We start from the raw sequence: 26,468 nt of genomic DNA on the forward strand, positions 1-26,468 counted from the left end.
CACCGCCATGAGCCTCACTAAGCCCTATGACGAGAACAACATTTTCGCCAAAATTCTGCGTGGCGAAGCACCGGCTCACAAGGTCTATGAGGATGAGCACACTTTCGCCTTCATGGACATCATGCCTATGGCCGAAGGTCACACGCTGGTGATCCCGCGCGAACCAGCAGTCAACATGTTTGATCTCAGCGAAGCCGCAGCAGAGGCAATGATCCGCACCACGCGCAAAGTGGCGCATGCCGTTCGCACCACCTTTGATCCACACGGCGTCATCTGCGCCCAGTTTTCAGGCGCACCGGCAGGCCAGACTGTGTTTCACATCCATTTCCACGTCATCCCCAGGTGGGAAGGCGTAGAAATGAACCTGCACGCCCGTACCATGCAGGAAGCTGACATCCTCGCAGATCATGCCAGTCGCATAACCGGCAATTTGGCGTAGACTGTTCGACAACACCTAAGAAAAAGTCATCCGGGGGGATCCAACACATGCGCTTTTCACATATTACGGCGGCAACAACGCTTGCCTTCAGCCTTCTTGCAATGCCTGCTCATGCGGAACCAACACTTGCAGATGGCTGGACGCTGGAGCCGCTTACCGGCCCCTCCCCCTTTCACGGTGTTCACGGCCTGACGGTCACCCCAGAAGGCAGGCTGCTGGCAGGATCGGTGGTGGGCGCGACCCTTTATGAAATCGACCGCAAGACCGGTGCTGTGACTGTGGCCGAAGCAGCCCCGGACGGCATGGCCGACGATGTGGAACAAGGCCCCGATGGGACACTTGCCTGGACAGCTTTCCTGCAGGGAAAAGTATTTGCCCGCACACCCGCAGGTGAGCTGCTGACACTTGCCGAAGGACTGCCGGGTACCAATTCACTCGCCTGGACGGATGACGGCCGCCTGTTCATGACACAGGTCTTTGCAGGCGACGCCCTGTGGGAACTGGACCCCACCGGCAAGGAAGACCCTCGCCTCATCATGAAAGACATGGGCGGCCTCAATGGATTCGACTTTGGCCCTGACGGACATCTCTACGGCCCAATCTGGTTCAAGAGCCAGATCGCTCGGGTCAACGTGGATGCGGGCACCCTTGAAGTTATTGCCGACGGCTTCCAGACACCAGCTGCTGTCAACTTCAACTCGAAGAACGAGCTTTATGCGGTCGACACGCAGGCCGGGGAAGTCATCCGTGTGGATGTGGCATCCGGCGCCAAGACAATTGTGGCGCAGGTCAAACCCGCCATCGACAATCTGGCATTCGCGCCTGATGACACGCTCTACATCTCCAACATGGCAGACAACGCGATTATTGAGGTGGACGTTGAAACCGGCGAAAGCACAGCACTGGTCTCAGGCCCGCTGGCAGTGGCAGCAGACATCGCCATGGGCCCGGACGGCAGGACGCTGTATGTCGCAGATGTATTTGCCATCCGCGCCATCGATACGCAGACAGGCGACGTGACGGAAATCGCCCGCGTCTTTGCTCAGGAAATGGATTACCCCACCAGCATGGCAGTGGCGCACAACAAGTTTGCCGTGGCGGGACTGACCGCCGGCGCCGTCCAACTGTTTGACGGCCCCACCGGCAAATCCATCGACCTCATGCACGGTTTCACAACACCCACAGAAGCCCTGCCCCTGGAAGATGGCGGCATCCTCGTAACGGAATATGCCCGCGGCGCCATTGTGCGCGTCAATCCAGACGACCATGAAGACCGCATCACACTGGCAGACAAACTCGACGGTCCGGCCATGATGCAACAGGGACCTGACAGCGCGATCTATTTTTCAGAAACCAAAGGCGGCCGCATCTCCCGGCTGACGGATAGCGGCGGCGTTGAAACCGTCGTTGATGATCTCGCCAATCCGGAAGGCTTCACCTTCCTGGCCAATGGCGGCATGGCGATTGTGGAGGCCGCCAAGCAGCAAATCACCATGATAATGCCGGAAGGTGACCGGGTGACGATCGCCTCCGGCCTCCCCTTCGGCGTCATTCCCGAAGAAGGCCCGGAAGTTTTCATGCCCACGGGTGTCGCTGAAGATGACAAAGGCAATCTCTACTTTTCCTCAGAGATCCTCGCGCAGGTTTTCAAACTCAGCCCGTCAAACCTCTAGGCTGCAGTCGCGAAAACCCTCCAAATTGCAGCCTCCTGACACCATGCTGTCAGGAGGGGTCTGTCACTGTGTTTCTCCACACACCGAACGGAGAAGCACCCATGGCACACGCACCACAGAACTTTACGGTCTGGACTGAAATCCCGGTTACCGACGTCGACCGCGCGATCGCGTTTTACAACGACGTTTTTGGCCTTGATCTCACGGTTGACAATAGCGGTCCCAACCCGATGGCCATGTTCCCCACAGCTGATGGGACCGGTATTGCGGGACACATCTACCCCGGCACCCCCGCCAAAGCGGGTGAAGGCCCAACCGCTCACTTCACAATTCCTGACAAGCTGGAGGACGCGATGGCGCGCGCGGCTAAAGCAGGCGGCAAGGTCGTGAGCGACCCTGTCACAATTCCCGCCGGGCGGTTTGCCTACGCTATTGACCCGGATGGAAATTCCATCGGCCTATTTGAGGCAATCGGATAGCCACCAGCGGGTAACACCATGCGCAGAGCTGACCGCCTTTTTCAGATCGTTCAACATCTCAGAGGTGGTCGGCTCACCACAGCCCGTCAATTGTCAGAACGGCTGGAAGTATCCGAGCGCACGATCTACCGCGACATCGTTGATCTCATTGGCGCCGGCGTCCCCATTGATGGCGAGGCAGGCATTGGCTACCTGATGCGTGAAGGTTTTGACCTTCCGCCCATGATGTTTTCCAAGGAGGAAATCGTGGCTCTCGTGGCCGGAGCACGGCTAATCAGGGCCTGGGGTGGCACCGACATGGCGAAGGCCGCGCAGGAAGCTCTGGTCAAGATCGAAACGGTACTGCCGCCCTCCGCCCGCGACCATGGCCGGCAGGTTCAGATCCACGCATTCGCACCCCCACAAATCAACGACGACTACCGCAAGCGCCTTGATGATCTCGAACGTGCTGTTGAGTTACGGACGCGACTGAGCTTCGACTATGAAGATGCTGCGGGTGACGCAACCAGCCGCACGGTGCGCCCCCTGGGTCTTTGGTACTGGGGACGCGTCTGGACACTGGTGGGGTGGTGTGAACTGCGCAATGACTTTCGAATGTTTCGCCTCGACAGGATCAGCGCCATGAAGCCCGATGGAAAGTTTACCCACGAGCCGGGCAAGACGCTGACCGATTTCTACCGTCAGATGGAACTCGAAGGCCGCACACGCCCCACCTGACGCCCAAAGAAAAAGGGCGTCTCCTGAAAGACGCCCTTCTCATACTTTTGCAACCTTACCTACTTGGCGGCTTTCGCCGGAGCCTTCTTGCCGCCCTTCTTTCTACTGGGTGGCGGCGCTGCTGCCTCCACAGCAAAGGACAAGGCATCGTCTTTCACATCCACATGCACCACACCACCGCGCTTGAGCTTGCCGAACAGCAGCTCCTCAGCCAGTGGTTTTTTGACGTGCTCCTGGATGATCCGGCTCAACGGACGGGCGCCAAAGTTCTCGTCGAACCCGCGTTCGCCCAGCCATTTGTTGGCAGCCTTGGAAAGCTCAATCGTCACGTTGCGGTCTGCCAACTGCACTTCAAGCTGAAGCACAAACTTCTCGACCACGCGCGCAATGATTTCTTCGGACAGGCCGGAGAATGGAATGACCGCATCCAGACGGTTGCGGAATTCCGGCGTGAAGAGCTTCTTGATCGCTTCTTCGTCTTCGCCCTCCCGCTTGGTGCGGCCAAAGCCAATCGGCGGCTTCTGCATGTCGCTGGCACCGGCATTGGTGGTCATGATGAGGATCACATTGCGGAAGTCGATCTTCTTGCCGTTGTGATCGGTCAGCGAGCCGTGATCCATCACCTGCAGCAGAATGTTGAACAGGTCCGGGTGGGCTTTTTCGATTTCATCGAGCAGCAACACGCAATGGGGGTGCTGGTCCACACCATCCGTAAGCAAGCCGCCCTGATCAAAACCAACATAACCGGGAGGCGCCCCAAGCAGCCGTGACACCGTGTGCCGCTCCATATACTCGGACATGTCGAACCGCAGCAGCTCGACACCCATGATGGATGAGAGTTGACGTGCCACTTCGGTTTTGCCGACGCCGGTTGGACCTGAGAACAGGTAAGAGCCAATGGGCTTTTCAGGCTCACGCAACCCTGCCCGCGCCAGCTTGATGGCTGCCGACAGTGCAGTGATCGCCTCGTCCTGACCAAACACCACGCGCTTGAGGTCCTTGTCCAGACTGGAAAGCTTCTCTGTGTCCGTCTTGGTGACTGACTTGGGCGGAATGCGCGCCATGGTGGACACCACGGCCTCAACTTCCTTCACACCAACCGTCTTCTTGCGGCGGCTTTCCGGAAGCAGCATCTGCGACGCACCGACTTCATCAATCACATCAATGGCTTTGTCCGGCAGCTTCCGGTCATGCATGTAACGCGCAGACAGCTCGACCGCCGTCTTGATGGCGTCATTGGTGTAGCGGATTTTGTGATAGTCCTCGAAATACGGCTTGAGCCCTTTGAGTATCTTGATCGCGTCGGGAACGGATGGTTCCGCCACATCAATTTTCTGGAACCGGCGAACGAGCGCGCGGTCCTTTTCAAAATGCTGGCGATACTCTTTGTAGGTCGTTGACCCGATGCAGCGCAGTTCACCATTCTGAAGCGCAGGCTTCAGAAGGTTGGAGGCATCCATGGCACCACCGGATGTGGCACCTGCCCCAATGACCGTATGGATTTCGTCAATGAACATCACAGCGCCCGGGAACTCTTCAAGTTCCTTCACAACTGCCTTGAGACGTTCTTCGAAGTCACCGCGATAACGCGTCCCCGCAAGCAGCGCACCCATGTCCAACGAGAAGATGGTGGCGTCCTTCAGGACTTCCGGCACTTCCCCATTGACGATCTTGCGGGCCAGACCTTCAGCAATTGCCGTCTTGCCGACACCTGGGTCACCTACAAACAACGGATTGTTCTTGGACCGGCGGCAAAGGATCTGGATCGTTCTGTCGATTTCAGAGTCGCGACCAATGAGCGGATCGATCTTGCCGTCCATGGCCTTCTTGTTGAGATCCACGCAATAGGTCTCGAGCGCCTCGGTACCATCCTTGGCAGACCCTTCACCCGTGGGCTCTTCTTCGTTCGCACCGCGCGGTGTCCGCGTTTCACTCATCTCGCCACGCTTCGCAATGCCATGGCTGATGTAGTTCACCGCGTCATAGCGCGTCATGTCCTGCTCCTGCAGGAAGTACGCGGCATGGCTTTCGCGTTCAGCAAAGATCGCAACCAGAACATTCGCACCGGTCACTTCTTCGCGGCCGGACGACTGTACGTGAATGACCGCGCGCTGAATGACCCGCTGGAAGCCGGCAGTTGGCTTCGAGTCCTCACCACTGGTGATGATCAGGTTCGCAAGCTCGTTGTCGATATAGGAAGACAGGTCAGTCCGCAGCTTGTCGAGATCAACAGAACACGCGCGCATGACCGCGGCGGCGTCCTGATCATCGAGCAGCGCAAGCAGCAGATGCTCTAGCGTTGCGTATTCGTGTCCCCGCTCATTGGCCAGGGCCAGTGCACGGTGGAGACCTTCTTCAAGGCTGCGTGAAAATGATGGCAACGCACTCAACTCCTCATAATCGCGAGGGCCGGACTCATGCCCCGCTTAGTCAGTCTGACGCCGGAATAGGCATTGCGCAATGATGTCGAGATTTACTCTTTCTCCATCGTGCATTGCAGGGGGTGCTGGTGCTGACCGGCAAGGTCCATCACCTGTGTCACCTTGGTTTCCGCCACTTCAAAGGTGAACACACCGCAGACGCCGACGCCGTTTTGATGCACATGCAGCATCACGCGCGTGGCATCTTCGCTGCCCATGTGAAACACCCGCTCAAGAACATGAATGACAAATTCCATGGGGGTGTAGTCGTCATTGAGCAGCAGCACTTTGTACAGCGAGGGCTTTTTGGTCTTGGGCTGCGTCTTGGTGATGACGCCCGTATCCGTGCCGCCGCGACCCGGTGGCTCATCAGGCGCACCAGGCTCTTCTGGCAACAGGACGTGGCGAATAATGCTGTGGTCAGTCGTGTTCATAGACTCGATTGTATCACTGGGAAGCCCTCCGCCATGGAGAACTCCCGGCAGTGTTGCGATAATATGGGTGCAAATGCGAAAATGTGAAGGATGTCAGGCTGTTTTGCCCGATTTCCTGCGAAATTCAGCCTCATGAGACCTCGTCTTAGCGGATAACTTCACCCTCAAGCTCTTCCAGCCAGGCTTCTATCCGGTTCTTGTTCACACCAAAATCATAATAGCCCGTTTTAGAGCGGCTGTAGATCGCAATGGTCGCCTGTTTGGTGCCAACCGGCAAAACCCGGATGGAAATCATGTCCTTGAAGTTCAAAACCGCAGAATAGTGGACGAATTCAAAAGCCATGGCGGCCTCATCCATCCCATCCAGTTCGACTCGGGACTGGTGCGACACCACATGCATGACCGCGTCGCGCAAATCATTCGCTGAGACGTCATAGACGTCTGCAGGCAAATGCGGGACCGCGTTTTTGCATAGGTCTTCCGGCGCCACCAGGTATTCGTTTGGCGAGCCCTTGAGCTTGAGTTTTGTGAAATCAAGCGCTGGAGTGCCTGTTTTGATTGCCTTTGATCTAGCCATTTTTCGACCCTATTACGCGCGGCTGGTTTCCCCAACCCAAATAACCACTGATTTCCGCCTTCTTAGCGCGGCAGGGCACACCGAGATACAGGCAAACGTTAAGCTTCGTTAACCAATTTGTAACACCAAAACCGCAATCTCAGGCCACACCTTGGAAAACTCACGGAATCCCGATGTCTTTCCCATTTTTTGCGGCTTTCGCGTCCAAACCTCCGCCTGGCCCTTTGGACGCGCTGAAGAACGTATTTGTGCCGGTTACACGCTGTGTCGCTGTTGCCCTCGGCATTGAACCTGCATACGCTAAAGACATTGTATTGGGGAGCCTTGCCGGGCCTGCGTTTCAGGCACCAAAACGAGGCATGTTCGGCACGCATTGTGCCGACAACTGTGCCATCGGGGGATGGACTGTATGGGCTGCGTAAGAGGGGCAATAGCCTTGGGGACAGGATCCGTTGGATCTCGTCATACACCGCACCAGACATCGCGTTTGAGCGCGCTGGTCATGGGTTGCTTTGCTGCCGTGCTGGGCCTTGCGCTCATTGCAACCACACCCGCAGTCGCCAAGCCAAAATACGCTGCTCTTGTACTCGACAAATATTCCGGCCGCGTGCTGTTCGCGCGCAATGCGGATGCGGCGCGCTACCCCGCCTCCCTCACCAAGATCATGACCCTGTACATCGTCTTTGATGAACTGGCTCAGGAAAACATCAAACTCAACACCCCGTGGCTGGTATCGAAGAACGCTGAAGGTCAGGCACCTTCCAAGCTGGGTCTCGATGCAGGCGATACGATTACCGTTGAAGAAGCGATCCTCGCGCTTGTCACCAAGTCTGCAAACGATGTGGCCATGGTTGTCGCGGAAAACATTGGCGGGACACAACGCAAGTTTGCTCAAATAATGACCAAACGCGCCCGTGAGCTCGGCATGGCCCGCACGACATTCCGTAACCCCCATGGGCTACCCGACAAGCGTCAGGTCACCACGGCGCGCGACATGGCAACGCTTGCTCAGCGCGTGATGGATGATTTCCCGCAGTACTACGCCTACTTCGGGACTGAGAGCTTCAATTTCCGCGGTCGGATTTTCAATAACCACAACAACCTGCTGGGTGACTACGAAGGCACAAATGGCATCAAGACCGGGTACACCCGCGCCTCAGGTTTCAACCTGACCGCATCTGTCATCCGTGATGGCAAGCACCTGGTGGGTGTCGTGCTTGGTGGCAAGACACCTCGGGCCCGTGATGACCACATGGTCGACATTCTGGATGAAGCCTTTGGCCGCGTTCCGCGCCGGGGCCACATGTCCATTGCGTCAGCAGCCCCCATTCCCCGCATGCGGCCACAACAAGCCGAACCTGGACCTGTGGTCGCAACGGCCCCATCACAGGCACTGGCAAGCCTGCAGCAACCCGCCGCTGCCCCCGTAGCTGCAGCACCATCGAACAATTTGCCCATAGACGTGGCGGCAAACATGCTGGCGGATACCGCCCCCATTCCAACACCTGCGCCGCGTCAAACAACCAGTTTCACACCACCCGCACCGCAGCTTCCTGAGCAGCGCCCGGTCTCGGTTGCGAGCGCCCCTGCAGCAGATGCCAAAGTATTTGAAGACGTCACCGCCTGGCTTGTGTCACCGGCCTATGCCCGCGAGAGCGCGCCAGGCCTGACAGGCACTCTGGGTGCTGGCGACTATACGCCGCCGACAGAGACCAACTATGCAGCTCTGTCTGAGCCTCAGCCCTATACGGCAGCGCCTGTAGGCGCGGCCTGGCGCATTCAGATCGGCGCCTACGCCGATGCCGCAGAAGCAGGGCGCCGCATTCAGGCAGCCATGTCACGGGCACCAAGTGTACTTAAAGGCAAAGGCCCGGCCACCGTGCCCGTCAAGACAGCGTCACGAACGCTGTTCAGATCCCGCTTCACCGGCTTTACCGGCGAAGATCAGGCGCGCAACGCCTGCACCACGCTCATCCGTGAAGGCATCAGTTGCATAACGGTTCCACCAGATGACTGGTACGCGCCTTCGGCCAACTAGCCAGCCGGACTGTCAAAGCCAATCCTGACTGATCACTACTTTGGGTTATCGGGTTTTCATCCCGGCCAGCAGCATGTCCTTGGCCTGATTGAGCTTTGTTGCAAGATAAGATGATCCGCCGCGATCCGGGTGCACCTTCTGCATCAACGCACGATGGGCCAGCTTGATGTCCTCAGCGCTCGCGCCCGGCGATAGCCCCAGCACGTCCAAGGCCTCGTCCAGGCTCATCCCTGCCCCACTGGCATTAGGACGGCCGCCGTCACCACGTGACCCTGAATGCCCACCTGAACCGGTTTTGGATTCCTCGGACGTTTCGTCACCGGCGCTTTGACCGTGAACCCGCTCTATAAAACTATCGAGTAAGCGAAGGGACTCGTCGTCGGCGATCAATTCGCTTCTGAGGTTGAGTAGATCATCAAGAGACAGCTGCTCGAGCTGTGCGCCAGAGAACGAGCCCTGCCGGACGCGGCCGCCCATCTTGCCGGAGTCATGGTCAAGCCACATGGAGAGCCAGGCCGTCTCGATGTCGGACGTCTGGCCGCCGCTGGGTCCACCACCAAACCTGTCCGCCCCTGGGATATTCTGTGCGAACGATGCCAACCGTCCCAGATTGCCGCGGAACAATGCAAACGATGCCAGCGCAGCCGGTACCGCGAATCCCATCCGCCCGGTGAGAAGCAAAACCAATGCGACAATGCCTAGTAGACCGCCCCCGACATATCGCACGATCCGGGCGAGAGACGCAGGTGGCATGGACCCTGCGGCATAGACCAGCAAGATCGCCGCGCCCAGCAGGCAGACGAAAAGAGCGAAAAATCCCACTAGCAGTCCTCACTCGGATTAAGCATCAGCGAACCTGATGCGTCAGTTGTTGAACGGCACGCGACGAACGGGCCGAATGGCCACTAAGTGCTTTTCGGCCCCCGGCCGCATAAACAGCAACCGCGCGCAGCAGCTCGCGCAGCTGGTTGCCGGCATTGGCATCAAATCGGGCAAAGGCCCCACCGGTCAGACGCGCAACTTCCCGGAAGGTCATTTCGGCTTGCCGCTCATGCCCCTCCTGAAACATGAACGCGCGGGTTCCAAGCAAACCAAGTTCGCCTGCCGCCGCACATACATCATCGGCAGCCTCTTCAACACAATCTCCAACATAGACCAGAGCCTGAACCGGCTTGGACCGTGCTTCAGTGATCGCGTGGCGCAATGCCCGACAAATCTGTGTATGGCCGCCACGGACCTGAACACCGCTCATGGCCTTGCCCAGCGTGGTTGGATCCCCGACCCAGGGTGACGCCTTGAATTCGCCCAGTCCCCGAAAATAGGCCAGTTGGACGTCCAATCCACCGATGTCAGCCGTCACATCAAACATCTGCGCCTGCAGGGAGACTGCAGCATCCCATGTGGGCTGCCGGCTCATAGTAGCGTCCATGACGAACAGCAGCCGCCCTCGCCCGTTACCATGAACGGGAACCGGCGTTGCCGATACTTTCTGGAGGAAAGCATCAACGCCGCCGGCGGAAGGCGTTTTGCCGGTTGCCGGGCCCACTGGAGTTCGAGGTTTGGCCACGCTAGTGCAAAGGCTGTTGAGACATCATCATGGTATAAAGATGGGCCGCACAGGCATTATTGCCAACCCCCGTCTTTGGAACGGGAGTAGCCTGGAAACCGCCGTAAAACGCTGAATTTGTTTTAGACAGCCCGCGCCGCGCGCGCGTCCTTGTCGTCATTGCTGCCGACGTCGACGCCGGGGAGCCGAAGCGCCGTCAACAGATCCCGAACTTCCTGACGCGCAGCCACATGTGACATGGACAGCTGAACGCCTGCCTTGTCATCAATGATGTCCAGCAACGTCAGTCCCATCGGGAACATCTCGCGAAAAATCACCCGCTCACCAAAGCCGGGCGCCAGACGAAACCCGATGCGGCCGGCGAGGTTGGTCACAACCTGTTGGACCCTGCGTTTGTTCTTGGCGTCCAGATGAGACAGGCGGTTTCGCATCACGACCCAGTCGATGGACTTGCCTTCAACCATGGCTTTGCGCTTGCGCGCTTCCCAGACCATCTCACTGTAGATGGATGGGCCCTTCACTTCGTTAGTGTCGGGATCAACCTTGCCCAAAAGGTCAAAATCGACGAATGAGTCATTCATCGGAGTGATAAGTGTGTCAGCAGCCCGGTGCCCCACGCGGGACAGGAAAACATCCGACCCCGGACAATCAACAACCACGAAGTCGCATGTGGCACGCAGCTCGAACAGCGCCTGCTCAAATTCGGCCTCTTCTTCGCGTTGCGCCGCTTCACGGCTATCAAGGGTGGAAGGGTCAATGACTTCATGGCGCGGGAAACTCAGACGCAATCCCGTGCGATCACACAGCTGGCGACGGTTCTCGAGATAACGTGAGATGGAGCGTTGGCGACTGTCCAGATCAATGCAACCGACCTTGAACCCGGCTTTCATCAGTCCGGCAATGAGATGCATGGCGCTCGTGGATTTGCCCGAGCCACCCTTCTCGTTGCCAAGAACGATGACATGGCCCATCCGCGCCTCGGCGCTGGACCGCTTCCCTTTCGTGCGCGAACGCACGCTTATGACTTTCCCCGAATGCACGCTACTCACCCCCAACAATGCGCAGATATTGGTCGGGCGAGGGTCCACAAGTCAACACGCAAGCCGTCTGAAATCCCGCAATGGCACACATTCTACACACCCAAAAACTGCATGGCTTGGAAAACAGCCATTTTCCTGCTTTGTACGGTCCAAATCCTGCGAAAGCCGTGCCAAATTCCACGTCGGTATGGTGAACATGCAGGCAGTAAAAAGCCCAGAATTCGGGCACTCCGTACCCGGAATATCGAGATCATGATCGAGACAGTCAGAACCTTAACCGAGCTTCGTGATTCCATTTCAGCCCACCGGCAGGCTGGCCGTCGTATTGGACTGGTCCCAACCATGGGCGCATTGCACGAGGGGCACCTCGCTTTGGTGGATATTGCCGCAAGCCATGCTGATGTTGTTGCTGTCAGCCTGTTCGTTAATCCCACCCAGTTTGCGCCAGGCGAAGACCTGGAGCGCTATCCTCGTGATGAAGACGGTGACAAGGCAAAACTGGAGAGCCGCGGCACGTCGCTCCTCTGGGCACCTGCCCCTCAGGAAATGTACCCAGAAGGATTTGCCACGTCCGTGCATGTCGACGGACCTTCACAAGGGTTGGAAACCGATCATCGTCCGCACTTTTTTGGGGGCGTGGCCACGGTTGTTACAAAGCTGCTCTTGCAGGTCATGCCGGATGTCGCTGTCTTCGGCGAGAAGGACTATCAGCAATTGCAGGTAATCCGCCGCCTGGTCCGCGATCTTGATATCCCGGTGGAGGTCATCGGCGGCCCCACCATTCGCGAAGCGGACGGCTTGGCCATGTCATCGCGGAATGCCTATCTGAGCCAGGAGCACCGAGCTGTTGCGCCCAGCATGAAGCGCATTATTGATGACGCAGGAAAACAGGTGCTTTCCGGCGGTGATCCCCAGGACACCGAGGATGCGGCCAAGGCCGCTCTGCTGGAAGCAGGATTTGAAAAAGTCGACTATGTCGCAATTCGCCAGGCCGACAGCCTGGCAAGACTATCTCGGGCCGAGATCAAAGAGGGCTGCCCCGTTCGCATTCTTGCGGCAGCCCATCTGGGTACAACCCGCCTGATCGACAACGCCAATCCGCGTAATAACCAGTAGGCCTTGCGGTCAATTTGCTAACGACAGCGCCTCCACACCTGCAGGCTCAAACCTTTGAAAGGTCAAAGACTGGTCAGGGTATGAGAGTGCAAAGAGCTCGTACCACCGAAGTGACCCGTTAACAGCCTCATGGCGCGCATAAACAAGTATGTCCATTTCGCCGTTGCCGTTGAAATCACCACGGGCTACTTCGCCATACGTCGATGCTGAGCCCGCATAGGCGAGTTCCAGTTGTTCCGGCGAACTGCCTCTGGTCAGCACATCACCCGTTGCCACCATGCTGCCAACACTGAACTGCGCAGCTTTTAGGGTCGCAAGCGTATCTTCCGTGTCAGGCGCAAGCGCCGGCAATACATCTACCGGCAGAAGCGACAGGGTCTGAAACCCCACCTGCTCGTCATCGATGCGCGACGACGTTGCCTCACCGGATGCCGCCAGCGCCATGACAGAGCCGCAGGCGACCCGCATGAAGCCTTCAAAGTTCATGTCCATCTGCGTAGCGGCATACCACCCTTCACCAACTGCATCTGCGTAGGCGCGGCAGGTCCGTACATGGCGCTTGGCGCTATCGTCTGATGCCGTCAGTTCCACGCCCTCGAACTTGCCTGTACTGGACGACCGCGTGCCAACGGGCAACGGCGCATCCATAAGCCGCTCCAGTGTTGCCGCATCAGGGCAGCCACTTGCCGTCTCGGTTTCAAAAACCAGGGGCATGCTCAGGCACGCACCCGCCGCGTGGGCTGGCCCGGTTGGCAAAAGTGCTGCAACGGCAAGTCCAACCCCGGCTGCGAGGGGCGCGCAAAATCGCAAGTTCATAGCAATCCGAGCTCCATGAGTTCCGCCTGCATTTCAGCTGGCATATCGTCTGCCCCCGCATTCGACACATCAAGGTCCGCTGGCGCGTCCTTGGCTTCAAGATACCGCCAGCCCTGAAACGGACGCCGGGGCGCCGGGCGCGTCTGGATCAGCGGTGGATCAAGGACCAACCGGCAGCGTTTGATGCCTTCTGAATCCTTGTACTGCTCAATATCCAGCAGCTTCTGCCGCACCCGTATGGTGCCGGACATAACCCAATAAAGAGAGCCGCCATCAAGAAGCTCCTCGCCGCGTTTTGGCGTCATGCGGGTCGTGTGGAAAAGCTTGTCGACTTTTCCGTATCCGGTCTTGCCTGCCAGCACTCTGCTCTGCCAGTCAGCCAGATCTTCGATGGACGATGCGCCAACGCAGAGCTTTATGAGGTTAAGTGCCATGCGCGCAGTCTATTCGTCTGACGCTTCAAACACCACGAGGGCCGCGCCGCCTTCAACCTGGTCACCGGGTGCCGCCAGGACCTCCGCTACGGTCACATCCGCTGGCGCATTCAAAGTGTGTTCCATCTTCATGGCTTCCAGCGCAATCAATGGCGCACCGCGCTGAACACTATCTCCAGCCGTGACCCAGACTTGCGTTATCTTGCCGGTCATCGGGGCTTCGACACCTCCCAATGCGGCGGCATCCGCAGCATCAACATCCAGCGGATCAGGAACATCAAATGTCCAGGTCGCGCCATCTTTCATGACGGAGACAGTGTCATCATCAATGTGAACACCCGCTGACAATCGCGCGCCGTTCACAACAGCCTCAATCACGCCTTCAGCCACGCGATAGGTACTAACCCGGCCCTCGGCACCCTCAAGCGATACTGCAATCACGTCAGCGCCATATGTCACATCGGCAGAAACCTGTGTGTCACCATCCACCAAGGTGAGTGTTTCGCTTGCAGTGCCCACCAGGCGCCATCCACCCACATCGTTCCAGGGAGAGTATGGGTCAGCATCACTGCCTCGAGCAGCGTGCAACGTCCTGTTCTGTGCCAGTGCGAGAGCTGCAAATGCCGCAATGTCAGCAGGTGCCGCCTGTTTGCCCGGCAGCAAATCTTTCGTGTGCGCCTCGATAAAGCCCGTATCCATCTCGCCGGATGCGAAAACTGGATGGCTGACGACATCCTTGAGAAACGCCGCATTGGTGGTCACGCCCACAACTTCAACCTCGCCCAACGCCTTGATCAATAGCTGGCGCGCCGCATCGCGCGTATCGCCCCAGGCAATGACCTTGGCGATCATGGGGTCGTAGTAGATGCTTATGTCGTCACCCAACTGAACCCCGGCATCAATCCGCACGCCGTCGCCCTCTTCCGGCATCCAGAACTCTTTGAGTTTGCCGGTCGATGGAAAGAACTGCTTGTTGGGATCTTCCGCGTAGAGCCGCACTTCAACCGCGTGCCCGTCGAGCAGGATGTCATCCTGCTTCAGCGGCAATTCCTCGTTCGACACAACACGCAATTGCCATTCAACAAGGTCCTGACCGGTGATCATTTCCGTCACCGGGTGTTCAACCTGCAGGCGTGTATTCATTTCCATGAAGTAGAAGCGATCTGCCCGCAGGCCTTCTGAGGTGTCCGCAATGAATTCGACTGTTCCTGCTCCGCGATAGCCGATCGCACGGGCCGCCTCGCAGGCAGCCTTACCCATGGCATCACGCATGTCTTGCGGCATGCCTGGCGCGGGTGCTTCTTCCACCACCTTTTGGTGACGTCGTTGAACAGAACAGTCCCGCTCGAAGAGATGCACAACATCGCCATGCGCATCTGCAAAGACCTGAACCTCAATATGCCGCGGACGGGAAACGAACTTTTCGATCAGTACGTGATCATCGCCAAAAGCTGCTTTCGCTTCGCGCTGGGCAGATGCCAACGCCTTGTCGAACTCACCGGCGGCATCAACACGGCGCATGCCCTTGCCGCCACCACCAGCAACCGCCTTGATGAGCACCGGATAGCCAATCTTTTCGGCTTCACCCGCCAGGAACGCTGGATCCTGATTGTCACCATGGTAGCCGGGAACCACCGGCACATTGGCGTCCTGCATCAAGACTTTAGCCCGGTCCTTCAGACCCATGGCCCGGATCGCGTCAGCAGGCGGCCCGACAAAAAGCACGCCGGCCTCAGCACAGGCTTCTGCAAACTCCGCATTCTCAGACAGGAACCCGTAACCCGGATGTATGGCGTCAGCCCCGCTCCTGCGCGCGGCGTCGAGTATCTTGTCCTGCCGCAGATAACTTTCAGCGGCCGCCGCAGGCCCCAGCAGATAGGCTTCGTCAGCCATCTCCACATGCAAAGCGTTTGCGTCCGCTTCTGAATAAACAGCAATGGTCCGCAATCCCATGGACCGAGCGGTTTCAATCACGCGGCAGGCAATTTCGCCGCGATTTGCAATAAGAACAGAAGTAATCATCAGGTCCGCCAGTTTGGCTCACGTTTATCGAGAAATGCCGCAATACCTTCAGCAGCTTCAGCGCCCGTTCTGTTGCGCCCCTGAGCCGCAACAGTTTCAGTCACCAGCTCATCATCAATAGGCAAGCCTGTTGCGTCGTCTATCAACGATTTGGTCGCAGCGATGGCACCTGGTGCCGCCGCAAAGATGTGGTCCACGAAATGAGCCAGCTTGGCTTTCATCGCAGCAGTGTCTTCCACAATCTCGTCGACAAGTCCGAGGCGATGCGCTTCCTCCACATCAAATGGGTCTCCAGCCAGCAGGTAGCGTCGCGCCGCTGTTATGCCGATTGCCTGAATGATGTATGGGAGGGACAGAGCCGGAACAAAGCCATGACGCACTTCTGAAAAGACAAATCGAGCAGAAGGTGTTGCCAGTACGATGTCGCAGGCGGCAATCAGACCAAGCCCATACCCTGCGGCAGGCCCCTCAACCACAGCGATGACCGGTTGAGGAAGCTCACGCACCCGAATGAGCACGTCGGCAATCGCCTGTGCGTCTTCTTCCGTTTCATCATCGGTGTAATGCGCGGTATGCGGCAGCCAATCAAAGTCTGCCAAGCCCGAAAAGACCTTTCCTTCCGCTCGAATGACCAACCCACGAACGGTGTCCGAATTGGCGCGCAGGTCTTCCAGGCACTGTTTCAGATCCTCGACAAGATCAGGATTGAACGCATTGTGCTGGTCTGGATTGTTGAGAGTAATGGTTGCAAGCCCGTCACGGGTTACGTCCATAAGAACAAAGTCATCAGCCATAATCTGTTTCCTTACATTCTGAAGACGCCGAACCTGTCGGGCGCAAGAGGGTTGCGGATAGGCGCGTTCAATGAAGCGGATATGGCGAGCCCCAGCACCATGCGCGTGTCCTGAGGCGCAATGATGCCATCGTCCCAAAGGCGCGCTGTGGCGAAATACGGATGCCCCTCTTCGTCATAGGCCTCGCGAATGGGAGCCTTGAAGGCATCTTCTTCGTCGGCACTCCACGCTTCGCCGCGTGCTTCCATGCCGTCGCGTTTGACCGTTGCAAGCACACTGGCGGCCTGTTCGCCGCCCATGACGGAGATACGTGCATTGGGCCAGGCAAACATGAACCGGGGTGAATAGGCACGACCACACATGCCGTAGTTCCCGGCCCCATAGGAGCCGCCAATAATGACCGTGAACTTTGGCACCTGTGCTGTGGCAACAGCCGTCACCATCTTGGCGCCATCTTTGGCAATGCCGCCGGCCTCATACTGGCTACCGACCATGAAGCCGGAAATGTTCTGCAGGAAGATCAGCGGGATGCCGCGCTGGGAACACAGCTCAATAAAGTGTGCCGCTTTCTGCGCGCTTTCCGAAAACAGAATGCCGTTGTTGGCAACGATGCCGACGGGATATCCCATCAACCGCGCAAACCCGGTGACCAGGGTCGTGCCATAGAGTTTCTTGAACTCGTCAAACTCCGAGCCATCCACCAGCCGCGCGATGACTTCGCGCACGTCATACTGGGTGGTGAGCGTTTCCGGCACCACGCCGGCAAGCTCTGCCGGATCATAGAGCGGCGCACGTGGCGCGCGCATTTCGACCTCGCAAGGTTTGCGCGTGTTCAGATTGCTCACAATCTGCCGCGCAATCGCCAGGGCGTGGGCGTCATCTTCCGCATAGTGATCCGTCACGCCGGACTTGCGTGAGTGCACATCCGCACCGCCCAGGTCTTCCGCGCTGACAACTTCACCGGTGGCAGCTTTCACAAGCGGCGGACCACCCAGAAAAATCGTGCCCTGATTGCGCACGATGATGGTCTCATCAGACATGGCCGGCACATAAGCCCCACCGGCCGTGCACGACCCCATCACAACCGCGATCTGCGCAATGCCTTCGGCCGACATTGTTGCCTGATTGAAAAAGATGCGCCCGAAGTGTTCGCGATCCGGAAAAATGTCTGCCTGGTTGGGAAGATTGGCCCCGCCGGAATCCACGAGATAGATGCAGGGCAACCTGTTTTCCCGCGCCACTTCCTGTGCGCGCAGATGCTTCTTCACGGTGATCGGATAGTACGTGCCGCCTTTGATTGTCGCATCATTACATACAATCATGCATTCGCGGCCAGAGACACGCCCAATGCCGGTGATGATCGCTGCTGCATGTATGTCATCGTCATACATGCCATTTGCGGCAAGCGGCGACAGTTCAAGAAAGGGCGTGCCGGGATCAAGCAACCGGGCAACACGGTCACGAGGCAGTAATTTGCCGCGCGAAACATGTCGGTCCCGCGAGCGTTCATTGCCGCCTAAAGAGGCCTGCGCTGTCTTGGTTTCAAGGTCAGCAATCAGGCCCTGCATGGCCGCTGCATTTTCCTTGAAACTGCTACTCTTGGTCTGGATGGACGATTTTAGCTTCGGCATGGTCCCTGAAACACTTCCTGCGCCGGCGTCTGTTGAGTATGCGCCCGCTTCAAAATGCACCTGAATCTGACAGATGCGTAGGTCAAGGGAGCATAGCCCAAAACCGCAAGCAAGTGATGTGTTACATAGGAGCAATGCGCAGGAAACCGCCGGTTTTGCGTAGTTCCAAGGCCACGTCCAACTCCCCCGGACACAATAGGGGATCAACCGGAAAACCCTGCATCATTTGAACTACCAGGCCCCCGCCTCACGCGGCCGTTCGATGCCTAATCACAGGCAAATAAGGCAACCCCCGAAAGACATTGCAAAAATCGCGAAAAACGAGCATGGTCCCCGTGCCTATTCGACTTCTCTGGCCTCCTCCGACGACGTCACCCAACAAAGACGCAATCAGGACTTTCGGCAAGGGGTTGCGAATGCCCGTCCAGGCATGTTGCCAAGGACGGTACAAGATCGTGTGACGATCGGAATTGAAGGACTATCAAGATGCAGGGAACCGTGAAGTGGTTCGACATGAAAAAGGGCTACGGTTTCGTACAGCCCGATGATGGCGGCAAAGACGCCTTCGTGCACATCACAGCTGTTCAGGCTGCCGGACTGGCAAGCCTTGACGAAGGCCAGGTCGTGGAGTTTGAACTCCAGGAAGGCCGCAACGGCAAGATGTCTGCCGAAAACCTGAAAGTTGTTGGCTAATTAGCCTCCACTCCAGGATTTGACGAATTCGCGGCCCGGACGCTTCCAGCGTCCGGGCCGTATTCGTATCTGCTGCACAGCGGCGGCATGAACCACAACCACGCGACAGGTTCACATGGCTCTGCCCCTCTTTCCCAAAAGCGATGCATACGCCAGTGGCTTCCTCCCGCCAGAGGATGGCCACGAGATCTATTACGAAGAGTGCGGCAATCCCGCAGGCGAACCATTAATGTATCTGCATGGTGGTCCCGGCAGCGGATTTTCGACCGACATCACCCAACTCACAGACCCCGAACACTACCGGATCATCCTGGCCGATCAGCGCGGTGCCGGCCGATCGCGTCCGCATGGCAGCCTCGAGGCCAACACAACGCCTCATCTGATCCAAGACATTGAACGGTTGCGCAACCATTTGAAGCTGGAGCGCTGGGCCTTGTTTGGCGGCTCATGGGGAGCAACCCTCGCCGTCGTCGCAGCCATGGCGCATCCCAAGCGCGTTGCCCGAATAGTCCTCTACGGATTGTTTCTGTCACGCCAAAGCGAACTCGAAGCCCTGTACTACCCAGGCGGCGTTGCTGCAGCCCTGTATCCGGATGTGTTTGCCGACTTCCTGGAACCGCTGACACCGACACAACAGCAAGACCCCATCACTGCCTATGCAGGCCTGTTTGCTGACACAAACAACGCCAAGCGCCTGGATGCCCTGCATAGATGGACGGCCCTTGAAAAAGCTGTCTCGCGGCTTGTCGTCGACACCACACGCATGTCAGCGGAACTTGCAGATCCTGACTTCGTGCTGGCGCATTCGCTCATCGAGAACCATTACTTTCGCCATCACGGCTTTATCGACGGCGACAGCATTATCAGGCAGGCAGCAACGACACTTGCCGACATCAAGATCGATCTGGTGACGTCGCGCTATGACATCGTATGTCCACCCCAAACGGCATTTGAATTTGCGCGCGCCGTTCCACACACAAATCTGACCGTCGTGCCCGATGCAGGTCATACATGGCGCGATCCATCCAACACACAGGCCCTTCTCACAGCCCTCAACCCGCATCTCCTGAAAGACACAACATGAGTTCTTCCAATTCCATCAAGCCCCCTTCCAAGCCCGGCGCATGGAAAGTCCATTCAGAAGAAATCGTTTTTGAAACGCCCTACATCCGTGCACGCCAGCAGCGTTGCGAAACCATGCGCGGTGCCATTGTGGACCCCTATCATGTCTTCGACCTGCCAAACTGGGCAGCCATGCTTGCCATCACACCGGACCACCATGCGGTGCTGGTCCGTAACTATCGCCACGGCTCCCAGCGCGTGATGCTGGAATTACCCGGCGGCATTATCGATGACGATGATCCGAACACAGAGCATGCCGTGGCCCGCGAGCTACGCGAAGAAACCGGCTACAGCGCAGACAGGATCTTCGCGTTGCCACCCATCCATCCCTACCCCGGCAGGTTCCGCCAGATGGCCTATCCGTATCTCGGCATCGGCGCCGTCAAAGCCCACGAGCAAGCGCTGGAGGATGACGAAGACCTGGAAGTCATCACCATGCCCTTGGGCGACGCCTTTCGGGTGTTTGCTGATGGCAGCACCGATATCGCCATCGCCCATGCGGGAATCATGCTGGCAGCAAGGCATCTCATCACGAGCAACCCTGATCTTTCCGAATTGCGGGCACACATTTAGGGAGATCGCCGCTTTACGCTCCCATGTGACCAGATTTCTCCGATTTCTTCAGACCAAAAAACTCTGTTTTCCGCCGTTTTTCAGGACCACTCATACTTTCGAGTGATTGCTAAATCCTGGGAAACCGCCACTTTCCGACGGATGCACCATCGGTGCATCCGGGGATCAAAGTGTACAGGGCGGTCATGAGTTCGAATTCCAACAGTCAGTCATCAATCAACAGCCAACTTCGGAGCGCTTTGTTGTGTGCTGCGTTGGGGACCACGGCGCTTACTGCGCTCATGGCAGCCCCTGATGCCGCCTATGCAGCCTGCGTAGCTGCAGGCCCAGCCAACACATTCAATGTGAACAACACTGCCTTCCCGCTCAACCTAACCGCTAACTGCCCCGCGCCAGGGGCAGCAAACACCGTAACGGTTCTACCGGGCAACACTGTTACAAACGCAGGCGGCAACGGCATCACCTCCGGCGCACTCCAATGGGACATCAACAATCAGGGGACCATCACCCCGCTAGGCGGTAACGGCATAGAATACAACGCCGCAAATGGCGTCGTGACAAATTCCGGCACCATCAATGGCAACACCTCAGTGTCGTTTTCAGGCGGTGGCAATAGCACGTTCACCAATGAAGTTGGTGGCGTTACGAACAGCAACCTCGGGACCACGGTAAATCTCGGCGGCACCGGAACAGTCACCAACCACGGAACTATCAATTCCACTGGATTTGGAAGCGGGATCAACATCGTTGGGGCTGGCGGCGTGGTCAACAACACGGGCACCATCACCGTAGCAAACGCCCTTGGTGTGGTGTCCTTCGGTGGCGGAACGGTCACCAACGCACAAGGTGCATCCATCACGTCGTCGACCGGCAGCGTTCAGTTCACAGGGATTAGCGGAACGTTCATCAACGCCGGCACGGTTACCAGCAACCTGACAGCGACGGCCTTCATCGGCAGTGCCGGGGGAGACACTGTCGAGCTGCAGCCAACCGGCATTTTCAACGGCAACATTCTCGGCAACGGTGGCAATGACACATTGCGCTTCGGTGGGACCGGTGCTGGCACCTTCAACCTTGCTGAAATTGATACCGGGACAGACACACTCAAGTACCAGTCATTCGAGACCTTCAGCGTTACGGGTGGCGAGTGGACGTTCAACAATACAACAACCGTCCCCTTCGCCATCAACGGCGGCACAGTCAAAGGCACCGGCACCTTCGGCGGCATCACCGCCAACGCAGGCGGCACGCTGGCGCCAGGCAACTCCATCGGCACCCTGAATGTGGCAGGTAATGTCGTCTTCGCACCGGGCTCCATCTATCAGGTGGAAATCAACGAAAACGGCACGTCTGACCAGATCGTTGCAACCGGCACCGCCACGATCAACGGCGGCACGGTCCAGCTCCTCCCTGAAGCGGGCACCTATGCCACACCGCAGACATACACAATCCTCACGGCCACCGGTGGCGTGGCTGGAGTGTTCACCAACCTGACAGTTGCAAACAACTTTGCCTTCCTGAACCCGACCCTAGTTTACGGCGCGAACAACGTGCAGCTAACCATTGGACAGGCAGCTGCCTTTGGCACCGCAGCCTTTACGCGAAACCAGCAGCAGACGGCTGCCGTGCTAACAGGCGTCACCGGTACGGCAACAGGAACACTGCAAACAGCACTGGCCAATCTCACAATCCAGACTGGAGTCGGTGCACGTTCGGCCTTTGAGAGCCTGAATGGCGAGATCCACGTGGCCGGTGCCTCTGCTGCCCTGCTCAACATAAACCACGTTGCGGACACCATGCGCCGCGGCGACGGCGCACTGTCCCGGCGCGGCAACACCGCAACGGCCCGCACCGATGGATACGTACAGCTTGCGCAGGCAACATTGGGCAGCAGGGCTACCGACGCAGCAGACATCCTCATAGCCGCTGCGCCTGCAGCAGCTGCCCGCAATCTTGAAAACGAAAACAACCCGTCTCCCTGGACCTACTGGACAACCGCTCTTGGCTCACGCGGCCAGATCGACAGCGACAGCAACGGCAACAAGACGGAACATGATCAGATTGGTGTTGCCGCAGGTGCTGAATATCGCCTGTCAGACAACAGCTCTGCCGGGTTGTCCGTTGCTTACCTTACCAACGACGCTGATCTCGGTGCTCAGGACATGGATCGCAACGCCTATCTCGTCGGCGTAACTGGTGGCCACTCCAGCCCCTTGGGTGTCGATATCGCGGTGGCAGTTGGCTATGGCTATCAGGACGTTGATACCACCCGAAACATCACTGTTGGCGCGTTCACCGCGACCGCCAATGCTGACTACGACGCCCATTCAGCCTTCGCATCAGTTGAAGCGTCCAAGACAAAGCTGGCAGGCCATCTCGCCTTCCGCCCATTCGCTGGCGCGACCTATGTCTACACCGATGTAAGTGGCTTCTCGGAAACCGGGGCCGGCACGGCAGGCCTAGTCAATGATGGCGAAGAATACAGCTCCCTTGTGGGACGTCTGGGCGTTGAGGTCTCCACGCAGTTTGAGGTAGCAGGACGTCCGGTCGTTCCAAACGCCAGCCTCGCCTGGGCCCGCGAACTGGGTGACGTCACCCAGTCCAGCGATTTCTCCTTCGTTGGCGGCGGCGGATCATTTGAAACATGGGCGCCAGCCCGTGGACGCGACAGCGCTGAAATCGGCGTTGGGGTTGCCGCTCTGGTCGCCGACAATGTCAGCGCACATCTTGGCTATCAGGGAACCGTGTCCAACAAGGATCAGGAAAGCGCCCTGTCTGCAGGCGTTCGCTTCAAGTGGTAACAGCGCCTTAGGCAGCACCGCCTTTGACGGGTCGCCACATCGGATAGATCGGCGGGCAGCCTTCGGGCAGGCCGTCGGGCACATCACGCAACTCAAAGCCATATCGCTGGTAGATGGGTATGTTGTCGGCCTTACTGGATTCTAGATAGGTCGGCATGCCGGCCCGGTCGGCCTGCGCCAGGCCTGAGCGGAGCAACGCCCCGCCTAGCCCCTTGCCCTGCCCCGCAGGTACAACGCCAATCGTGAACAAGTAAAAATGCGGTTCGCGCGGCGTGACCTTATGCATGACGGAGCCAAAGGCACTGCTGCGGCCCAGGGCACTGGGGACACCACAGACCATCATGTCGAACAAAGCTGCCAGACTTTGAAAACCGGCAAGCTGTCCATGTCCGCCCGGGGGCATCCACATGGTCGCGCCAAGCTGATTGTCGAGATACTCAGCAAATCCATCCGGCACATAAACGTGAGTAGCCAACCGGGTCATGATCCGGGTGATGAGTTTGGGCTTCTGGAGGATCCACAGGGAAATTGGATCATCAGCGAAGGCTTCGCCAATGAGACGTCCGACAAGGCGGGCATCTTTCGGCCCGGCACGATGAATCACATGATCAGTCATTATGGCTTGTAGATATCGACCACATCACTTGTGGTGAAGAGGGAAAATACACCTGCACCACCAGATCCGCCGACAATGACAAATGCCCCGCCAGAACCGGCCGATGCCGCACCGAGGCGCGGCAGAGGTAGCGGCTCAGCCGTACGCCACCCGCCACCGGACGCATCCAGCACATAATGCTCTGAAAATGTCCTCATGGGGTCATTGGAGCGTCCACCGGCGAGGTGGATATTGCCCGCCACCACACCTACTGCAGCATCTGCACGAGGCGATGGCAGCGCTGTGCCCTGGCGCCACCGACCCGCCGCCACATCAAGCATGTGAACCTGCGCGGTCACGCCATTGCCGGTCCGTCCACCCAGTGCGTAAATGTTGCCCGCTGCGGCAACCACACCCAAATCCTTGCGGGGAGCTGGAAGGTCTGCCCCCAATTCCGACCATGCGGCCTGAAAGGTGTCATACACGAAGACCCGCGACGCATTTGGCCCCTCACCGCCGACCACGTAGAGCTTGCCGTCGAGGGACGCCATGCCATGTCGGGCGCGTCCGGCAGGCATATCCGCCATCCGCACCCATACAGCGTTGGCCATATCGTAACGCCATAGCTCCGATGAAGGCGTGTCGAAATCTTCACCGGCATATCCACCGGCAACATAGACACCCCCATCAAGCGCGGTTGCCATACCAAAACCCTGGCGACCAATCGGCATGGTGGGCAGCGGACGCCAGATATCGCCAAGGACGTCATAAGCGGCAAAGTCCGCGACCGGTTCCTTGAGGCCCGCGCCACCGGCCACATAAATCGTCTCACCCTGCGCTGCGGCCGCGCCAAAGGCCCGCGCTTCACCAATGGGCGCCCCTTCGCTCCAACTGCCCGCCATGGCAGGTGCAACAGTGAAGATCGCGCCGAACAGGACGCTTCCAAGGAATGCGGAACGAAGCTTCGTCAAAGCAGCAACCATGTGGCCAATCCAAGAAATGCAAGAAATGAAACCGCGTCTGTCAGCGCGATCAGAAAAACACTGGACGAAATAGCAGGGTCAGCCCCTGCCCTGTCCAAAGCCAATGGAATGAGGATACCTGACAGACCGGCAAACCCCAGCGTGATGACCATGGAAACGGCGATGACACCGCTCAATTCCCAGTCGCCAAATATCACGCCCACACCCAGCCCCATAAGTACGGCAAAAATAAAGCCGTTGATGAAGGCAACAAGAACCTCGCGCGAAATCACACGACCTACATTGAAGTCCACCAGGTCCCGGGTCGCCATAGCCCGGACTGTCACGGTCATGGTTTGGGTCCCTGCATTCCCGGCAAGGGCTGCAACAACAGGCATCAGGATCGCCAGCGTCACCATCTTCTCTATGCTTACCCCGAAAGCAGAAATCACAACCGCCGCAATGGCTGCAGTAAAGAGATTTGCAAACAACCAGGGAAAGCGGCTGCGCGCCGTCTTGATCACGGTATCCGTCAGAGCCTCGTCACCAACACCGGCAAGACGGCGCAGGTCTTCACCTGCTTCTTCCTGGATGACTTCAACAACGTCATCAACAGTGACCATACCAACCAGCCGGTCGTCTTCGTCCACAACGGCAGCGGAGACCAGATTGTATTTCTCAAACTGGTGGGCGACTTCTTCCTGATCCATGTCGGCAGGAATAAGCGTCTGCTCCACATCCATGATGCTTTGGATTGGAACCGGGCGCTTGGTTCGCATGACCCGAGACAGCGGAACGGTGCCGATGGCGTGGTACATTTCATCGACAACAAAAATCTCGAAGAATGTTTCCGGCAGGTCGTCCGCTTCGCGCAGATGGTCAATCGCCTGACCGACATTCCAGTGCGGTGGCACCACGACAATGTCGCGCTGCATAAGACGACCGGCACTGTCTTCTTCATATTCGAGTGACCGCTCAATCTGCGCACGGTCTTCGTCCGGCATCCGTGACAGCAAGGCCTGCTGCGCCGACTCCTCCATGTCCTCGAGCAGGTAGACCGCATCATCCGTATCAAGATCAGCCAGCGCTTCGGCAACGCGACCAGGTCCGATGTAGTCCATAACCTCATCACGCAGGCCTTCGTCGAGTTCGGACAAAGCGGCTATGTCGAGATCAGGACCAAGAATCGCAACAAGAGTGCGGCGCTCATCAGGGCGCAGGAGTTCAATAAGCTCCGCAACATCTGAGGGATGAAGATCAACAGCTGCCGCGCGTACCGAGGGCGCATCGCCGGCATCAATCCGGTCGACCACCTTGCGCACGAAGTCCGGCGAGAGGCCGATCTCATCGTCCGCAATGGGGTCCGGGTCCGATGCACGGTTCAGATCTGGTGCGGTATCGTTCAGCGCCTTCTCCACCTTAGGGTCAGACTGTCGGGGCCAACCCGAAAGTCGCGCAGCCTATGCTTTTGCTAACTGAACCGCTGGCAAGTAACCAGCCCAAATCGGCAAATCGGGGCCAATGA

Annotated in this window: 23 protein-coding genes and 1 pseudogene; 10 read left to right on the plus strand and 14 right to left on the minus strand. The window is 58.0% G+C overall.

Features of this window, described 5'->3' with window-relative positions; genetic code table 11:
- Positions 1-7: 7 nt before the first annotated feature.
- The 4 genes from BN1012_RS08160 to BN1012_RS08175 all read left to right on the plus strand — a co-directional run bounded on the left by BN1012_RS08160 (position 8) and on the right by BN1012_RS08175 (position 3,308).
- Positions 8-439, plus strand: coding sequence for an HIT family protein (locus BN1012_RS08160; protein ID WP_043949239.1), 432 nt, complete (start codon positions 8-10; stop codon positions 437-439).
- Positions 440-486: 47 nt separating this feature from the next.
- Entirely contained in the window at positions 487-2,112 is a 1,626-nt protein-coding gene (locus BN1012_RS08165; protein ID WP_043949240.1) for a Vgb family protein, read from the plus strand.
- Between the two features lie 101 nt (positions 2,113-2,213).
- The gene (locus tag BN1012_RS08170; RefSeq protein WP_043949241.1) at positions 2,214-2,591 is read left to right on the plus strand and encodes a VOC family protein; all 378 of its coding nucleotides are present in this window, start codon (positions 2,214-2,216) and stop codon (positions 2,589-2,591) included.
- Between the two features lie 18 nt (positions 2,592-2,609).
- A complete protein-coding gene (locus BN1012_RS08175; protein ID WP_043949242.1) occupies positions 2,610-3,308 on the plus strand; it encodes a helix-turn-helix transcriptional regulator in 699 nt (232 codons plus the stop codon).
- 71 nt (positions 3,309-3,379) lie between these two features.
- Here the strand turns inward: BN1012_RS08175 and clpA are convergent.
- The 3 genes and pseudogenes from clpA to BN1012_RS08190 form a co-directional block, all read right to left on the minus strand.
- A pseudogene (gene clpA, locus BN1012_RS08180) lies at positions 3,380-5,689 on the minus strand (ATP-dependent Clp protease ATP-binding subunit ClpA); the annotation flags it as partial.
- A gap of 92 nt (positions 5,690-5,781) precedes the next feature.
- On the minus strand, positions 5,782-6,162 hold the full coding sequence (gene clpS, locus BN1012_RS08185; RefSeq protein ID WP_081826291.1) for an ATP-dependent Clp protease adapter ClpS: 381 nt from the start codon (positions 6,160-6,162) through the stop codon (positions 5,782-5,784).
- Positions 6,163-6,307: 145 nt separating this feature from the next.
- Positions 6,308-6,739 (minus strand): DUF1499 domain-containing protein, encoded by a 432-nt coding sequence (locus tag BN1012_RS08190; RefSeq protein WP_043949243.1) that lies wholly within the window; start codon positions 6,737-6,739, stop codon positions 6,308-6,310.
- Between the two features lie 487 nt (positions 6,740-7,226).
- On the opposite strand from BN1012_RS08190, the gene BN1012_RS17625 reads away from it, so the two are divergent.
- On the plus strand, positions 7,227-8,777 hold the full coding sequence (locus tag BN1012_RS17625; protein ID WP_171815934.1) for a serine hydrolase: 1,551 nt from the start codon (positions 7,227-7,229) through the stop codon (positions 8,775-8,777).
- Positions 8,778-8,822: 45 nt separating this feature from the next.
- Here the strand turns inward: BN1012_RS17625 and BN1012_RS08200 are convergent, their stop codons facing one another.
- From BN1012_RS08200 to BN1012_RS08210, 3 genes are all read right to left on the minus strand, one after another.
- A complete protein-coding gene (locus BN1012_RS08200) occupies positions 8,823-9,599 on the minus strand; it encodes a DnaJ domain-containing protein (RefSeq protein WP_052534849.1) in 777 nt (258 codons plus the stop codon).
- Between the two features lie 25 nt (positions 9,600-9,624).
- On the minus strand, positions 9,625-10,194 hold the full coding sequence (locus BN1012_RS08205) for a VWA domain-containing protein (RefSeq protein ID WP_244442878.1): 570 nt from the start codon (positions 10,192-10,194) through the stop codon (positions 9,625-9,627).
- 272 nt (positions 10,195-10,466) lie between these two features.
- Positions 10,467-11,360, minus strand: a complete 894-nt coding sequence (locus BN1012_RS08210; RefSeq protein ID WP_244442879.1) for a division plane positioning ATPase MipZ — start codon at positions 11,358-11,360, stop codon at positions 10,467-10,469.
- A 276-nt stretch (positions 11,361-11,636) separates the two neighbouring features.
- Here BN1012_RS08210 and panC point away from each other — a divergent pair, with 276 nt between their 5' ends.
- Positions 11,637-12,500, plus strand: a complete 864-nt coding sequence (gene panC / locus BN1012_RS08215; RefSeq protein ID WP_043949246.1) for a pantoate--beta-alanine ligase — start codon at positions 11,637-11,639, stop codon at positions 12,498-12,500.
- Between the two features lie 9 nt (positions 12,501-12,509).
- Here the strand turns inward: panC and BN1012_RS08220 are convergent, their stop codons facing one another.
- The 5 genes from BN1012_RS08220 to BN1012_RS08240 all read right to left on the minus strand — a co-directional run bounded on the left by BN1012_RS08220 (position 12,510) and on the right by BN1012_RS08240 (position 18,197).
- The gene (locus tag BN1012_RS08220) at positions 12,510-13,214 is read right to left on the minus strand and encodes a hypothetical protein (protein WP_145973437.1); all 705 of its coding nucleotides are present in this window, start codon (positions 13,212-13,214) and stop codon (positions 12,510-12,512) included.
- A gap of 98 nt (positions 13,215-13,312) precedes the next feature.
- Entirely contained in the window at positions 13,313-13,750 is a 438-nt protein-coding gene (locus tag BN1012_RS08225; RefSeq protein WP_043949248.1) for a DUF1489 family protein, read from the minus strand.
- A gap of 9 nt (positions 13,751-13,759) precedes the next feature.
- Entirely contained in the window at positions 13,760-15,772 is a 2,013-nt protein-coding gene (locus BN1012_RS08230) for an acetyl/propionyl/methylcrotonyl-CoA carboxylase subunit alpha (protein WP_043949249.1), read from the minus strand.
- Positions 15,772-16,566, minus strand: coding sequence for an enoyl-CoA hydratase-related protein (locus tag BN1012_RS08235; protein WP_043949250.1), 795 nt, complete (start codon positions 16,564-16,566; stop codon positions 15,772-15,774). Before BN1012_RS08235 ends, BN1012_RS08230 begins: the two co-directional genes overlap by 1 nt.
- An 11-nt stretch (positions 16,567-16,577) precedes the next feature.
- The gene (locus tag BN1012_RS08240; protein ID WP_043950820.1) at positions 16,578-18,197 is read right to left on the minus strand and encodes a carboxyl transferase domain-containing protein; all 1,620 of its coding nucleotides are present in this window, start codon (positions 18,195-18,197) and stop codon (positions 16,578-16,580) included.
- A 486-nt stretch (positions 18,198-18,683) separates the two neighbouring features.
- Here BN1012_RS08240 and BN1012_RS08245 point away from each other — a divergent pair, with 486 nt between their 5' ends.
- From BN1012_RS08245 to BN1012_RS08260, 4 genes are all read left to right on the plus strand, one after another.
- The gene (locus tag BN1012_RS08245; protein ID WP_043949251.1) at positions 18,684-18,890 is read left to right on the plus strand and encodes a cold-shock protein; all 207 of its coding nucleotides are present in this window, start codon (positions 18,684-18,686) and stop codon (positions 18,888-18,890) included.
- Positions 18,891-19,005: 115 nt separating this feature from the next.
- Positions 19,006-19,974, plus strand: coding sequence for a prolyl aminopeptidase (pip, locus tag BN1012_RS08250; protein ID WP_043949252.1), 969 nt, complete (start codon positions 19,006-19,008; stop codon positions 19,972-19,974).
- Positions 19,971-20,585, plus strand: a complete 615-nt coding sequence (locus BN1012_RS16820) for an NUDIX hydrolase (protein WP_052534852.1) — start codon at positions 19,971-19,973, stop codon at positions 20,583-20,585. The genes pip and BN1012_RS16820 overlap by 4 nt, the downstream gene beginning before the upstream one ends.
- Before the next feature lie 281 nt (positions 20,586-20,866).
- Complete coding sequence (locus tag BN1012_RS08260; protein WP_043949253.1) at positions 20,867-23,386, plus strand: autotransporter family protein; 2,520 nt, start codon at positions 20,867-20,869, stop codon at positions 23,384-23,386.
- A gap of 7 nt (positions 23,387-23,393) precedes the next feature.
- Here BN1012_RS08260 and BN1012_RS08265 read toward each other — a convergent pair whose 3' ends face one another.
- From BN1012_RS08265 to mgtE, 3 genes are read right to left on the minus strand one after another with little or no spacing between them, the layout of a single operon-like run.
- Entirely contained in the window at positions 23,394-24,002 is a 609-nt protein-coding gene (locus BN1012_RS08265) for a GNAT family N-acetyltransferase (protein WP_052534855.1), read from the minus strand.
- Positions 24,002-24,964 (minus strand): Kelch repeat-containing protein, encoded by a 963-nt coding sequence (locus BN1012_RS08270; RefSeq protein WP_043949254.1) that lies wholly within the window; start codon positions 24,962-24,964, stop codon positions 24,002-24,004. Before BN1012_RS08270 ends, BN1012_RS08265 begins: the two co-directional genes overlap by 1 nt.
- Positions 24,949-26,361: a magnesium transporter gene (gene mgtE / locus BN1012_RS08275; protein ID WP_244442880.1), complete on the minus strand. Its 1,413-nt coding sequence runs from the start codon at positions 26,359-26,361 to the stop codon at positions 24,949-24,951. The genes BN1012_RS08270 and mgtE overlap by 16 nt, the downstream gene beginning before the upstream one ends.
- Between the last annotated feature and the right edge of the window lie 107 nt (positions 26,362-26,468).

The organism is Candidatus Phaeomarinobacter ectocarpi, from assembly GCF_000689395.1.
Classification (GTDB): Bacteria; Pseudomonadota; Alphaproteobacteria; order CGMCC-115125; family CGMCC-115125; genus Pyruvatibacter; species Pyruvatibacter ectocarpi.

Coding starts and splice junctions, on each gene's coding strand:
- BN1012_RS08160 (WP_043949239.1), top strand. CDS start 8: ATGAGCCTCACTAAGCCCTATGACGAGAACAACATTTTCGCCAAAATT.
- BN1012_RS08165 (WP_043949240.1), top strand. CDS start 487: ATGCGCTTTTCACATATTACGGCGGCAACAACGCTTGCCTTCAGCCTT.
- BN1012_RS08170 (WP_043949241.1), top strand. CDS start 2,214: ATGGCACACGCACCACAGAACTTTACGGTCTGGACTGAAATCCCGGTT.
- BN1012_RS08175 (WP_043949242.1), top strand. CDS start 2,610: ATGCGCAGAGCTGACCGCCTTTTTCAGATCGTTCAACATCTCAGAGGT.
- clpS (WP_081826291.1), bottom strand. CDS start 6,162: ATGAACACGACTGACCACAGCATTATTCGCCACGTCCTGTTGCCAGAA.
- BN1012_RS08190 (WP_043949243.1), bottom strand. CDS start 6,739: ATGGCTAGATCAAAGGCAATCAAAACAGGCACTCCAGCGCTTGATTTC.
- BN1012_RS08205 (WP_244442878.1), bottom strand. CDS start 10,194: ATGAGCCGGCAGCCCACATGGGATGCTGCAGTCTCCCTGCAGGCGCAG.
- panC (WP_043949246.1), top strand. CDS start 11,637: ATGATCGAGACAGTCAGAACCTTAACCGAGCTTCGTGATTCCATTTCA.
- BN1012_RS08220 (WP_145973437.1), bottom strand. CDS start 13,214: ATGCCCCTGGTTTTTGAAACCGAGACGGCAAGTGGCTGCCCTGATGCG.
- BN1012_RS08225 (WP_043949248.1), bottom strand. CDS start 13,750: ATGGCACTTAACCTCATAAAGCTCTGCGTTGGCGCATCGTCCATCGAA.
- BN1012_RS08230 (WP_043949249.1), bottom strand. CDS start 15,772: ATGATTACTTCTGTTCTTATTGCAAATCGCGGCGAAATTGCCTGCCGC.
- BN1012_RS08235 (WP_043949250.1), bottom strand. CDS start 16,566: ATGGCTGATGACTTTGTTCTTATGGACGTAACCCGTGACGGGCTTGCA.
- BN1012_RS08240 (WP_043950820.1), bottom strand. CDS start 18,197: ATGCCGAAGCTAAAATCGTCCATCCAGACCAAGAGTAGCAGTTTCAAG.
- BN1012_RS08245 (WP_043949251.1), top strand. CDS start 18,684: ATGCAGGGAACCGTGAAGTGGTTCGACATGAAAAAGGGCTACGGTTTC.
- pip (WP_043949252.1), top strand. CDS start 19,006: ATGGCTCTGCCCCTCTTTCCCAAAAGCGATGCATACGCCAGTGGCTTC.
- BN1012_RS16820 (WP_052534852.1), top strand. CDS start 19,971: ATGAGTTCTTCCAATTCCATCAAGCCCCCTTCCAAGCCCGGCGCATGG.
- BN1012_RS08260 (WP_043949253.1), top strand. CDS start 20,867: ATGGCAGCCCCTGATGCCGCCTATGCAGCCTGCGTAGCTGCAGGCCCA.
- BN1012_RS08265 (WP_052534855.1), bottom strand. CDS start 24,002: ATGACTGATCATGTGATTCATCGTGCCGGGCCGAAAGATGCCCGCCTT.
- BN1012_RS08270 (WP_043949254.1), bottom strand. CDS start 24,964: ATGGTTGCTGCTTTGACGAAGCTTCGTTCCGCATTCCTTGGAAGCGTC.